This is a genomic window from Vibrio sp. 1641, from assembly GCF_033339995.1.
GTDB lineage: Bacteria > Pseudomonadota > Gammaproteobacteria > Enterobacterales > Vibrionaceae > Vibrio > Vibrio alginolyticus.
Window position 1 is genome coordinate 503,737 of record NZ_JAWOVP010000001.1, and the last position, 12,634, is coordinate 516,370.

12 protein-coding genes are annotated in these 12,634 nt (G+C 44.0%); 5 read left to right on the forward strand and 7 right to left on the reverse strand.

From position 1 onward, the window contains the following. Positions 1-269: 269 nt before the first annotated feature. On the reverse strand, positions 270-1,388 hold the full coding sequence (gene malK, locus R7Z47_RS02260; RefSeq protein WP_005375271.1) for a maltose/maltodextrin ABC transporter ATP-binding protein MalK: 1,119 nt from the start codon (positions 1,386-1,388) through the stop codon (positions 270-272). A 672-nt stretch (positions 1,389-2,060) separates the two neighbouring features. Between malK and malE the strand changes: the two genes are divergently transcribed. From malE to malG, 3 genes are all read left to right on the forward strand, one after another. Beyond that, positions 2,061-3,239, forward strand: coding sequence for a maltose/maltodextrin ABC transporter substrate-binding protein MalE (malE, locus tag R7Z47_RS02265; RefSeq protein WP_005375272.1), 1,179 nt, complete (start codon positions 2,061-2,063; stop codon positions 3,237-3,239). A gap of 79 nt (positions 3,240-3,318) precedes the next feature. Next, the gene (malF, locus tag R7Z47_RS02270) at positions 3,319-4,893 is read left to right on the forward strand and encodes a maltose ABC transporter permease MalF (RefSeq protein WP_005375273.1); all 1,575 of its coding nucleotides are present in this window, start codon (positions 3,319-3,321) and stop codon (positions 4,891-4,893) included. Between the two features lie 12 nt (positions 4,894-4,905). Next, positions 4,906-5,796: a maltose ABC transporter permease MalG gene (gene malG, locus R7Z47_RS02275; protein ID WP_005375275.1), complete on the forward strand. Its 891-nt coding sequence runs from the start codon at positions 4,906-4,908 to the stop codon at positions 5,794-5,796. 367 nt (positions 5,797-6,163) lie between these two features. Here malG and R7Z47_RS02280 read toward each other — a convergent pair whose 3' ends face one another. The 3 genes from R7Z47_RS02280 to R7Z47_RS02290 all read right to left on the reverse strand — a co-directional run bounded on the left by R7Z47_RS02280 (position 6,164) and on the right by R7Z47_RS02290 (position 8,117). Next, positions 6,164-6,409 (reverse strand): hypothetical protein, encoded by a 246-nt coding sequence (locus tag R7Z47_RS02280; protein ID WP_005375277.1) that lies wholly within the window; start codon positions 6,407-6,409, stop codon positions 6,164-6,166. A gap of 171 nt (positions 6,410-6,580) precedes the next feature. Then, a complete protein-coding gene (locus tag R7Z47_RS02285; protein ID WP_005375279.1) occupies positions 6,581-7,066 on the reverse strand; it encodes an acyl-CoA thioesterase in 486 nt (161 codons plus the stop codon). A 145-nt stretch (positions 7,067-7,211) separates the two neighbouring features. After that, on the reverse strand, positions 7,212-8,117 hold the full coding sequence (locus tag R7Z47_RS02290) for a DMT family transporter (RefSeq protein ID WP_149191610.1): 906 nt from the start codon (positions 8,115-8,117) through the stop codon (positions 7,212-7,214). A 98-nt stretch (positions 8,118-8,215) separates the two neighbouring features. Here R7Z47_RS02290 and R7Z47_RS02295 point away from each other — a divergent pair, with 98 nt between their 5' ends. After that, the gene (locus R7Z47_RS02295) at positions 8,216-9,004 is read left to right on the forward strand and encodes an AraC family transcriptional regulator (protein ID WP_005385013.1); all 789 of its coding nucleotides are present in this window, start codon (positions 8,216-8,218) and stop codon (positions 9,002-9,004) included. On the opposite strand, the gene R7Z47_RS02300 is transcribed toward R7Z47_RS02295, so the two are convergent. Beyond that, on the reverse strand, positions 8,999-9,916 hold the full coding sequence (locus tag R7Z47_RS02300; protein ID WP_005385015.1) for a M14 family metallocarboxypeptidase: 918 nt from the start codon (positions 9,914-9,916) through the stop codon (positions 8,999-9,001). The genes R7Z47_RS02295 and R7Z47_RS02300 overlap by 6 nt on opposite strands. Before the next feature lie 172 nt (positions 9,917-10,088). On the opposite strand from R7Z47_RS02300, the gene R7Z47_RS02305 reads away from it, so the two are divergent. Further along, entirely contained in the window at positions 10,089-10,994 is a 906-nt protein-coding gene (locus R7Z47_RS02305) for a DUF808 domain-containing protein (RefSeq protein ID WP_017821242.1), read from the forward strand. Positions 10,995-11,089: 95 nt separating this feature from the next. On the opposite strand, the gene pyrC is transcribed toward R7Z47_RS02305, so the two are convergent. Then, entirely contained in the window at positions 11,090-12,118 is a 1,029-nt protein-coding gene (gene pyrC / locus R7Z47_RS02310; RefSeq protein WP_005385019.1) for a dihydroorotase, read from the reverse strand. Between the two features lie 155 nt (positions 12,119-12,273). Then, the gene (locus tag R7Z47_RS02315) at positions 12,274-12,438 is read right to left on the reverse strand and encodes a YqaE/Pmp3 family membrane protein (protein WP_005375297.1); all 165 of its coding nucleotides are present in this window, start codon (positions 12,436-12,438) and stop codon (positions 12,274-12,276) included. Positions 12,439-12,634 lie beyond the last annotated feature (196 nt).

A 12,634-nucleotide genomic window follows, 5' to 3' on the forward strand; every position in this document is an offset into this window, starting at 1 on the left:
CGTTGTTGAGGTAAGTGGAAATAAGAATGATATTTAGCCCTTTGGCTAAGTTTGGAGGGTTAGGAAAAAGCTGGTACTTACTTATGAGGAATGAGGAAAAGTATTAAAAATGAAGTATCAGTACAAAGACAATGGTTTATGTGAGGGTAGAAGAAACGGGTGATTTGATTCGTTAACGATTAATGATTTAGTATCGAATTGCTGATATTTATTAAGATAAAAAAATCCCTCTCAAGTGAGAGGGATTTTTTTGAGTAAGGACGAATGAACTATTCGACTTCTACGCCGTTTTCTTTGTATAGGCGGCGGCATGCGCGACCATCACTGTGGAACAGGTGACAACGATGAGCTGGAATACCGATCTCGATTTTATCGCCAGTGTCGACTGCAAGTGTGTCAGGCTGACGGAAAATAACGTCGGCGTCCGCGCCTTCTAGATTTAGGTATACTTGAGTTTCGTTACCTAGCTTCTCAACAATCATCACTTCACCGTGAATACTTGCATCGGCTTCAGAAGCGGATAATAGGTGCTCAGGGCGAATGCCTAAAGACATTCGGTCGCCGCGGTTAACTGTTGTACCATCCACCGGAATCCAGAAAGATACGCCGTTAGATAGTTGAACTTTGACGCGCTCTGCTTCTACTTCATCAATGAATACGCTCATGAAGTTCATTTTCGGAGAACCGATAAAGCCAGCTACAAAGCGGTTTTGTGGGTAATGGTAAAGCTCAAGCGGCTTACCAACTTGCGATACATAACCGCCGTCTAGTACAACGATTTTATCTGCCATTGTCATCGCTTCTACCTGATCGTGCGTTACGTAGATCATGGTACAACCAAGTTGGCGCTGAAGTTTCGTGATTTGTGCACGCATGTTTACACGCAGTGCCGCATCCAAGTTTGATAGTGGCTCGTCTAGAAGGAATACATTTGGCTGCGATACCAATGTTCGGCCAATCGCCACACGTTGACGCTGTCCACCAGAAAGTGCTTTTGGTTGGCGCTCAAGCAAGTGGCCTAGTTGTAGGATTTCTGCTGCTTGTTCAACACGCTTGTCGATTTCTGCTTTGTCTGCTTTTGCTAGTTTCAAGCCAAATGACATGTTGTCATATAAGTTAAGGTGCGGGTAAAGAGCGTAAGACTGGAATACCATACCAACACCACGTTTGGATGGTTCGACGTCATTCATGCGCTGGTCACCAATATACAAATCACCTGAAGTAATGTCTTCAAGACCGGCAATACAACGTAAAAGGGTAGATTTACCACAACCTGATGGACCTACGAAAACAACAAATTCACCTTCGTTGATTGTTAGGTCTACGTTCTTAGAAATCAGTACGTCGCCATACGCTTTACAAACATTTTTTAACGTGACACTCGCCATGTAGCTCGTCCTCGATCAATTTTTTATTATTCACCGCTCATCATTATATGAATTATCTAGCGAGCAGTAACAGTAGGAATCGGTAAGTTCTTGCGGTTGGTAAGAAAAGTAGGGTAGCACTTCAATAAAATGTCCTGAATAGAAGTGCTACCCATCATAGCCAAGTACGAGTTTCTCTCCCCCACATTATTCGTATTGTCTCCCCCGTGAAATAATTACCACAAACAACACTAATAATGACATTCCACTCGTCTGGCAATGCAAAACCAGCAAATCTTTTTCCTAATACGTAGGCACTGCTGGGAAAGGGTTCTTACCATCCACTCTTGGATGACTGCAGTTTCTAAGATTGTGCGTAGTGCGACATCCTCCTAATAGAAATAATTGTAGGGGGAGTAGAAAGGGAGGAGTAAAAAAGGAGGAGGAAGAAAGCAGTTGGTCGGAAATCACATTATTGCACCACCTAAAGTTGAAACCGATCACAGGAACTATCCATTTTGTGATTTGAGTCTCTTACCCTTGGCGATTTAGATCACGAAAATACGTCATAATTGTAAGGGCGTAGGGATTAGGAGGATGAGACATATTGGATTATTTCAGATGATATATGTCGAAATACGGCTGAACCTCAATGGACTAGCCCTACATCAAAAATATAAAAAGGATACGAACATGAAAAAGTTAAGCGCTGTAGCACTAGGTACTCTTGTTGCTTTGGGTTCTTTTGGTGCTAATGCTGCCATCGAAGAAGGACAACTTACTATCTGGATCAACGGTGATAAAGGCTACAACGGCCTTGCTGAAGTTGGTAAGAAATTTGAAGAAGACACAGGCATTAAAGTGACTGTGGCTCACCCAGATGGCCTTCAAGACAAATTCCCTCAAACTGCAGCGACTGGCGACGGTCCTGATATCGTATTCTGGGCTCACGACCGTTTCGGTGGTTACGCAGAAGCTGGCCTGCTAGCAGAAATTAAACCTTCTAAGAATATTCAAGAAGGTATCGTTGATTTCGCTTGGGATGCAGTACGTTACGACGGCAAATTGATCGGCTATCCAGTTGCGGTTGAGTCTCTATCTCTAATCTACAACAAAGACCTAGTTCCAAACCCACCAAAGTCTTGGGAAGAGGTTGCAGCATTAGATGCAAAACTTAAAAAAGACGGCAAGTCTGCAATCATGTGGAACCTAAAAGAACCGTACTTCACTTGGCCACTAATGGCGGCTGATGGCGGCTACGCGTTTAAATACACTTCTGAAGGTTACGATGTTAAAGACGCAGGTATCGCGAAAGAAGGCGTTAAAGACGCAATGAGCTTCGTAAAAGGCTTAGTTGACAAAGGCGTAATCTCTGCGGATATGGATTACTCAGTGTCTGAGTCTGCGTTCAACCAAGGCAAAACAGCGATGACGATCAACGGTCCATGGTCTTGGGGCAACATTGAGAAGTCTGGCGTTAACTACGGCGTGACTACGCTACCTAAGTTCCAAGGTCAATCTTCTAAGCCATTCGTTGGTGTTCTAACGGCTGGTATCAGCACTGCGTCTCCAAACAAAGATCTAGCAGTTGAGTTCATTGAGAACTACCTACTAACAAACGATGGCCTACGTATGGTTAACAACGATAAGCCTCTAGGTGCGGTAGCACTTAACTCGTTCCAACGTGAGCTAGATTCAGATACTCGTATCGCAGCAACAATGGACAATGCGATGAACGGCGAAATCATGCCAAATATCCCTCAAATGAACGCATTCTGGGGTGCGGCTAAGAACGCAATCATCAACGTAGTTGACGGTCGTCAAACTGTCGATGCAGCTCTTGCAGATGCAGAAAAACAAATGACTAAATAATTAAGTAAGACCTTTTTAAGGAGGAGGCAACTCCTCCTTACTTTTCTATATTTATTCTATATTCGCTAGCAGGTTCCCTATGCAGTCAGTTCAAGGTACAAATGCTATGACAGCACCAGAAGCCAGCCTTCCGAGCAGCAAAAAAGTGTTCATGAAATGGTCACTTTTAGGCACAGTCGGCATCATCAATGGCTACGCAACAATCCTTATGTATTCTCGCGGTGAGATTGCGTTTGCACTACTTACGCTCATTCTTACCGCTTTAGCGTTGTTCATCTTTGGTAGTAAAAAGACGTACGCACACCGTTACATCTACCCTGGTATAGCAGGGATGATCCTTTTCATTCTTTTTCCTTTGGCGTACACCATAGGTTTGGCGTTTACCAACTATAGCGCGAAAAACCAACTCTCTTTTGATCGCGCTCAGAACGTACTTTTGGACCGAACTTACCAAAGTGGTGATAGCTACCCGTTCACTTTGTATAAAACGGAGCAAGGCCATCAACTTGTGGTTGAAAAAGATGGTGAGCTACTTGCAAGCCCGACTTTTCAGCTTGATAACCTTTCAGCATCGGAGTTTGATCTTTCACCAATTGAAGAAGTAACGGGTGAAAAAGAATCAATCAAGGCGATTGTTAAGAACCGCAGTGCGTTGAGCAGTGTCGATTTACATTTGCCAAGTGGTGATGATATCCGCATGAGTGGGCTGCGCAAATTTGCTGCAGTTGTACCTTTGTACACATTACAAGAAGATGGTGAAACGCTTTACAACAACCGGACTGAAGAAACGCTACGTCCAAATATGGAAGTAGGTTACTACCAGCCTGTCGATGAAAACGGTCAATTTGTTGGTAGCACAGTGTCACCAGGTTTCGTGGTGAACATTGGTACCCACAACTTTGAGCGTGTTTGGAAAGATGATGGTATCAAAGAGCCGTTTATCAGTATCTTTATCTGGACCATTGTTTTCTCTGCGCTAACCGTATTATTTACGCTTGTTATTGGTCTTGTCCTTGCCAGTGTGGTTCAGTGGGAAGCACTTAAAGGTCGCTCGGTTTACCGTTTGTTGCTAATCCTGCCTTATGCAGTTCCGGCGTTTATTTCTATCTTGATCTTTAAAGGTTTGTTTAACCAAAGCTTTGGTGAGATCAACATGTTGTTGGAAGGCTTATTCGGCATTAGCCCGGCTTGGTTCTCTGATCCGTTCATGGCGAAAACCATGATCTTAATTGTTAACACTTGGCTTGGTTTCCCTTACATGATGATTTTGTGTATGGGCTTACTAAAAGCGATTCCAGACGATTTATATGAAGCATCAGCAATTGATGGTGCGAACTTTGTCACGAACTTCACACGTATCACACTACCAATGATGTTGAAGCCGTTAACGCCATTGTTGATCGCGAGTTTTGCATTTAACTTCAACAACTTCGTACTTATCCAGTTGTTGACTGGCGGTGGTCCAAACATGATTGGTACATCAGAGCCTGCGGGTTACACCGACCTGTTAGTAAGTTACACCTACCGAATCGCATTCGAAGGTGCTGGTGGTCAAGACTTCGGTCTAGCAAGTGCAGTAGCAACGCTTATCTTCCTATTGGTTGGCGCATTGGCACTTATCAACCTACGCGTAACTAAAGTAGCTCAGGACTAAGGAGAAATTACAATGGCAATGGTACAAGGTAAGTCATTAAAGTATCGTGTTTGGGCTACTCATATTGCAATGTGGGCATTCTTGGCACTGATTATTTTCCCTTTACTGATGATCATCGCGATTTCATTCCGTGAAGGTAACTTTGCAACGGGTAGCCTGATCCCAGACAACCCAACACTTGATCACTGGAAATTGGCATTAGGTTTCTCGGTGACTAATCCAGACGGTACAGTTACACCGCCACCATTCCCAGTAATGACATGGCTATGGAACTCGGTAAAAGTGGGTGGTATTTCTGCAATCCTAATCGTGGCGCTATCAACCACATCGGCTTACGCGTTTGCTCGTATGAAGTTCAAAGGTAAGAACACCATTCTTAAAGCGATGATGATCTTCCAGATGTTCCCTGCGGTGTTGGCACTGGTTGCTCTGTACGCGTTGTTCGACAAACTGGGTCAGTACATTCCTTTCCTTGGTCTGAACACGCATGGCGGTCTGATTTTCGCTTACTTAGGTGGTATCGCACTGCACGTTTGGACCATTAAAGGCTACTTCGAAAGTATTGACTCGTCTCTAGAGGAAGCGGCGGCTCTTGATGGTGCTACACCATGGCAAGCATTCCGTTTGGTATTGCTGCCACTGTCTGTGCCAATCCTAGCGGTAGTCTTCATCTTGTCGTTCATCATGGTAATTGGTGAAGTTCCTGTAGCGTCACTACTGCTTTCTGATGTAGACTCGTACACACTTGCAGTGGGTATGCAGCAATACCTATATCCACAAAACTACTTGTGGGGTGACTTTGCCGCAGCTGCTGTACTTTCAGCAGTGCCAATCACTGCCGTATTCTTACTTGCGCAGCGCTGGTTGGTTGGTGGTCTAACCGCTGGTGGTGTGAAAGGATAATCTCTTGTGGTCTGAGATTGATAAGAATAACTAGAAAAGGGCGACCACATGGTCGCCCTTATACTTAGCACGGATATTACAATTTTGGTTTGGCCGCCGATCAGTAATATCTTGGCTTTTATTGGCGTTACGCATAGCTGGCTGTTAGCTTAGTTCCTTACGATTCAATCACTAACAGTTTTTGTAACCATAACCTGAGTTTAGACTCAGGTTTTTTTATGCCTGTTAAAGGCAATTGTGCAATAAGTAGATAGAGATTAGCGGCTTTGCAATGGATTACACAGGGCTTGAATAATGCCCTGCGTAGCACTTCACATAAATAACTAGAGCTTAGTAAAAAGCTAAATTGAGGTAGGGAAGGAAGAGATTAAAACTCTCGGCTGGAAGGTGCGCATCCAACGTATTGAAGCAGCGTGTACAAACTTTCTTGCTGCAGTGCGACGCGACGAAATAGATTAGCAAAGGTAACGTCACCGCCAAAGCAAGTTTGAATGTAATGATTAATTTCTGTTTCGTTATACCCCTCGACGTACATGGTTCTCACCCACTGGTACTCGACCGCTTTTAAATTGGTCAACGTCTCTTCACTTAAGGTCGTTTCTTTTAGTCTCAAGATCCAAACTCTATCCAACTCTAAAATAATGGATGGATTTAAGCAAAGCTAGGTGAAGGATTTATGACAGAGAAGGGCGAGCGTGAAACAAATGGCAAAACCATGATGTTGCTCCACACTCTGGGTCTGGGTAACGTTGAGGTACTTAATAGTGTTCTTAACGGATGCCAGTTACTTGAGATATTTAACGTGTGCTTCCATTTCTTCCCCAATCTCTTTACGCATGTTCATAAGACGGATCGCGGATTGCTCTAAGGCTTTGTCTTCATCTGACTCTGGAATCCATTTCGGTACATCGGTTGGTTTTCCGTTTTCATCTACAGCAACCATGATAACGATACAGTGAGTGGTGAGTCTGTTTTTCATTTGCTTTGGATCACTGGCTTGCACGTCAATCGCAATGTGCATTGAGCTTCGTCCGGTATAAATGACTTTCGCGCTAACTTCGACTAAGTTGCCGACATGAATCGGCGCAACAAACCGAATGCCGCCAGCATATGCGGTAATGCAATATTTACCACTCCACGCTGCAGAGCAGGCGTACGCTGCCAAGTCGATCCATTTCATTACGGCGCCGCCGTGCACTTTTCCGCCAAAATTTACGTCGCTGGGTTCTGCTAAAAAGCGAAGGGTAATGTCTCTTTGACCACTGCTCATCTGTCTTTCCTTGATGGGTTATTGTTTTCCCAATTTAGCAGCAAGATGAATTTTCGGGAATAGCGAATGAAACAAAATTTTAACTTTTATTCGAACGCTGGAAGTGACAAGCCACAGCGTAGTTCTGTGGCTTGGGGTGTAGATGTTAATTGGCGGTAGAGGCAATCTCAGAATTGGATAATGGTTTTCTCTGTCTTACTTTTACTTGCGACAGGATAACGCCAGAGATGACTAACAACCCACCAATAATGTGGTAAGCGTAAATTTTCTCACCAATTAGTGTTGAAGCAAGTATGACGGAAACCACAGGCATTAGGTTCATGAACATAGCACTTGAATCAGCACCAATTGAATCAATCGCTTTGACCCACATTAGCGGCGCGAAAATGGAAGCAGCAATACCAGCATAAGCGATTAATGGTAGCGCATCTTGGCTTGGTAACAGTTGCTCACTAGAGAGCCAAAGTGGTGTGAGCATCAAAACAGAAAAGAAGCCCTGCATGTAAACCAGAGTTAAACTACTGAATGGCATTTTCCAGCGTTTTAGCAGAACACAATAAGCCGCGTATACCATGGCAGCAACGAGCATTAAGCTGTCACCTTGCGTTAAGTCTTGATGTAAAAAGTAAGTGATATCACCGTGACCAAGCATAAATGCCAAGCCGCCGAGCGAAATGACACCACCGACGATACTTAACATTGATATAGATTTACCGAGTAATGGGACACTTAAAAACACACTGAGCAAAGGAACTAAAGAGGTGATCAGAGCCATATTAGAGGCCGTTGTTGTTAAACCGGCATAGTATCCAAGTGACTGGTTGAGAACCATACCAAGTAACGCAAGAAACGCCAACTTAGCTAAGTAAGGTCGAATAATGTGTCGTTGTTTGATGATTGCAGGCAGGCAAAATGGCGTTAGGAGTACCATTGCGACAAACCAACGGTAGAAACTCATCGCACTTGGTTCAATGGCGCTCGCAGCCATCTTGTTCACAATTGAGTTACCACCCCAAATCATAACGGTGAAAAACGGAAGTAAATAAATCATGAGAACCCTATAGCACAATTATTGATGGCGCTAGTCTGGCAGGTCTTTATAATAAAAAGTATCTCTTAAAAGACATCGTAAGCGATAGGAAGACAATTTTGAAAAAGAGCGCCAGAAATCTTCACCCCTCCTTATCAATCGATCGTGCGCCATCAGATGTATTTATGAATTTCGAAGCGTTTCTCTCTAATACAGAAACACGAATTCATAGCCACCCTTGGGGGCAAGTGCAACTGATCAGCGGTGGGATTCTGGAGATGGATGCAGAAGACACAAGATTTCTAGCACCTCCACATCTTGCTATTTGGGTTCCCGCCGGAATTCGTCACACTAGCTACAACCGTAAGCCAATCGAATATTGTTCTTTGAACATTGCCCCTGAATTGACAGCGCATTTTCCTACCAAAACGAGCTTGATCAAAGTGACTCCAATCGTGTCATCTATTATTGAGGACTTTCGTCAGCGAGACATTAACGTGGCGCAAACTGATGAAGACAAGCGCTTGGTACAAGTGTTATTGGACCAGCTTGCAAAGCAAGAAGTCGAACATCACTTTTTACCGACTACCGACAATAAGTATCTTGAACCGATTTTAAAAGCAGTAGAAGAATCGCCGACGGATGAGATCAGTTTGGCGGAGTGGGCGGCAAAAGTGCATACCACAGAACGCACGTTAGCGAGACATTGCCAGAGTGAATTAGGAATGAGCTTTACTGAGTGGCGCTTACGTGTACGTTATTTGCATTCTATGGAGTTGCTGCGTAAAGGGCAGACCGTAAAAGAAGTCGCTCTGACGTTAGGTTATAACCAAGCTAGCCCTTTTATCGCGATGTTCAAGAAATACTCCGGCATGACACCGGAGCAATACAAGAATCGATTGTTATAGCTGAGCGATTATGTAATTCAAACCACCCACCACGGCTGCAACCTGTGCATCGTTACATTCTTCGTCGGTCACCGTTGGGCTGTCTGGGTACACTTCCGTTGTCGTGCCGTAAACGCAATTTGTTACGCCGCCACACAGGCCCAGTTTTACCATTGGGTAGTTGATAACGCCAAACTGTACGACGGGTGAACCAATGATTTCGCCGTTTTCATCTGCTGGTGCAATGTGAGTCACTTTTGCAACTGACTCAATGACCGCTTTTTGGAAGTCAGGCTGAGGGTTTTCACTATCTCCCACCGTGTAAAAGCCATCTGGGATCATACCTTCAATGTACTCAATACCATCACGAGCAGCTAAGGCTGGACGGAACTCAGTTTCGTCAGAATCTGTCGTTTCATGTAGATCAATGTGCATTAACACATCGCCTAAAGTTGCAACGAGCTTCATGAGGTTAGCGGACTCTTCGGCAGGGCTATCCTTATAGAAAGAGCGGTTTGGATCAATCGCGTTTGGATTCCAGCGGTTGATCACCTCGTAACCCCAAGGGCTTACGCAGGGTGCAACGACAATATTGAAATGCTCTGCATAGCGCTCTGCTTCTGTTTCTACAAACTTTAATGCGCCATGTACACCGCTGGTTTCGTAACCGTGCACGCCGCCTGTGACCAACACAGCAGGTTTAGTTGAATCCCAATTGCGTGTTTTGATACAAAACAGAGGGAAGCGTGCCTCGTTGTATGAGAGCGCACCATATTGTTCAACATCAAAACGCTCGCGTAGGGCATCGATTTTACTGACGACTTCATCTTGGTAGCTACGTTTTACTTCTTGCGTTGCTAACCAAGCTTTACGTTCTTCTTCGTTCCAAGGTTGGCCAGGAGTACCGATCGGGTAAATGTATCCACTTTTCATCTATACTTTTTCTTTTGACTGCTGAAAGGTATCACAAGACTAGACCTGTCTTATCTTTACGGCAATATAAAACACCATTTGGGGTGGTATTCTTTGCAAAATCATCACTTTGATGAGTGATTCATTGGTGTTACATTTTGTTACTTACTCAATTTCATATAAGAGACAAAAAATGGCTGGAGCAAGTTTACTCACACTGTTGGACGATATTGCCACGGTGCTTGATGATGTCGCCTTAATGTCAAAAATGGCGGCAAAGAAAACCGCAGGTGTATTGGGAGATGATCTAGCGTTAAACGCTCAACAAGTGTCTGGTGTTGCATCTGAGCGAGAGATTCCAGTGGTTTGGGCGGTTGCAAAAGGCTCATTCAAAAATAAATTGATTTTAGTTCCTTCAGCTTTACTTATTAGCGCGATTATTCCATGGCTTATTATGCCATTATTGCTAATTGGCGGCTTATTTCTCTGCTTTGAAGGGGCAGAGAAAGTACTTGAGAAAGTGTTTCCTCACTCGCATCCGCACGAAGAAAAAGAGGAGCTAGTTAATACTGGCGAGTCGATAGAAGAGTATGAAAAGCGTAAAGTTTCTGGTGCGATTCGAACAGACTTTATCCTTTCAGCAGAGATCATCGTGATTGCGTTAGGTACCGTGACAGGAGCCAGTCTTGTTACGCAAATTTTAGTTGTCAGTTTAATTGCAGTGATTATGACGGTTGGAGTTTATGGACTAGTCGCTGGGATTGTGAAGCTAGATGATTTAGGCCTTTACCTTGAAAGTCGCTCAAACGGTAAAGGTTGGGTAGCGAAAGTCGGAGGGGCCTTGGTCGCTTTTGCACCAAAGTTGATGAAGTTGTTAACCATTGTAGGAACTGCTGCGATGTTTTTGGTGGGTGGAGGAATTGTGGTGCACAACGTGCCAGCCATTCATCACTTTGTAGAGCCGATTATTATGAACTTTAGTGGTCATTCGGTTGCTACAGCCATTTTGCCTATTTTACTGAACGGTATTATCGGCTTTGTGGCGGGGTTGGTTGTGGTTGCGGTATGGACGATGGTTGAAAAGCTTCGTGGTCAATAATCACATCTAAAACATGAGACGATAATAACAAGGGTCATGACTTCTTTTTACAAAAAGCATGACCCTGTTTTATGGGTGAAACGTCAGTAAAGTACTTACTTCACTTTCCACTCGATCTGTTCATTTGCTCGAATAGGCACAACGATATCATTGCCAAATGGCATCGTTTCTGGCACATCCCAAGCGGATTTTTCTAACGTTACTGTATCTGTGTTACGTGCAATGCCGTAAAAATCAGGACCGTTGAAGCTTGCGAAAGCTTCCAAGTTTTCCAACTTGCCTTCTTTTTCGAAGACTTCTGCATAAAGCTCTAGCGCAGCGTGTGCAGTGTAAGAACCAGCACAACCGCAAGCCGATTCTTTTGCCCCTTTCGCATGTGGCGCTGAGTCTGTACCTAGGAAAAACTTCTTGCTACCACTAGTTGCTGCTTCGATCAGCGCTTGCTGGTGGGTTCCGCGCTTAAGAATTGGCAAACAGTAGAAATGAGGTTTAATACCACCCACAAGCATGTGGTTACGGTTGAAAAGAAGGTGGTGGGCAGTGATGGTAGCCGCTACGTTGTCTGAGGCATTGTTAACGAAGTTTGCTGCGTCGGCGGTGGTGATATGTTCTAGTACGATTTTAAGATTAGGGAAATCATTGACGATAGGAGCGAGGACGGTATCAAGGAATTCTTTTTCTCGGTCGAATATATCAACATCGTGATGTGTTACCTCCCCATGAACCAAAAGTAACATTCCTACTTCTTCCATTGCTTCTAAAACGTGATAAATGTTTTTCGCATTGGTCACACCGGAATCTGAGTTTGTTGTGGCGCCAGCAGGATAGAGCTTGGCAGCAACAATGTGTCCGGTTGCTTTAGCCTTACGTATTTCGTCTGGTGTCGTGTTATCTGTAAGGTAAAGCGCCATTAAAGGCTCAAACTGTTCGCCATGTTGCTCTTTGAGAATTCGGTCACGGTAGGCTAGGGCGAGCTCAGTTGTAGTAACAGGTGGGACGGTATTTGGCATAATCAGCGCACGGCCATTGTAGCGGCTGATGTCGCGAACGGTGTCTTTAAGAACTTCCCCATCGCGTAAGTGAACGTGCCAGTCGTCAGGACGAGTGATAGTCAGTGTTGTCATTAATTGCTCCCACCATTGAAAAGTTGTCTGATTGGAGCCTAAGCGCCGTATTTGCTTTTGAGCAAACGCTTGCGCTTAGGCGACAGGATGATAGAGGAATTGCCCTCATATTTCATCCCATTTTTCAATTTTATAAAGAGTGAGAGTGTAAGTGGTTACTTCATTGTTAACCAAAGCGCGTGGATCGTACCTGGTAGAAAGAAGAAACACGTCAATATTAGATTAATCAAAAAGTCTTTATTTAGACCTTTCTCCATGAACACCGCGACAGGCGGAAGAAAGATACATAACAAAATCAGAACCAGTTTTCTTGTATCCATAATTAAGCTCCAAATCGATAAATGGGAGTAGTGATAACTTGGGTGAATTATGTGTGTCGTATCACACTTTATCAAACGGTATTTGGTCAGAACGGTGTTAAAAAACGCGAATATTGAGTGTAGTAAATACTTGTCACTAAAACCAAATTTATAAGAATATGGTTTCGAGAAAGTTGAAATGGATGAAGAGGCAGCA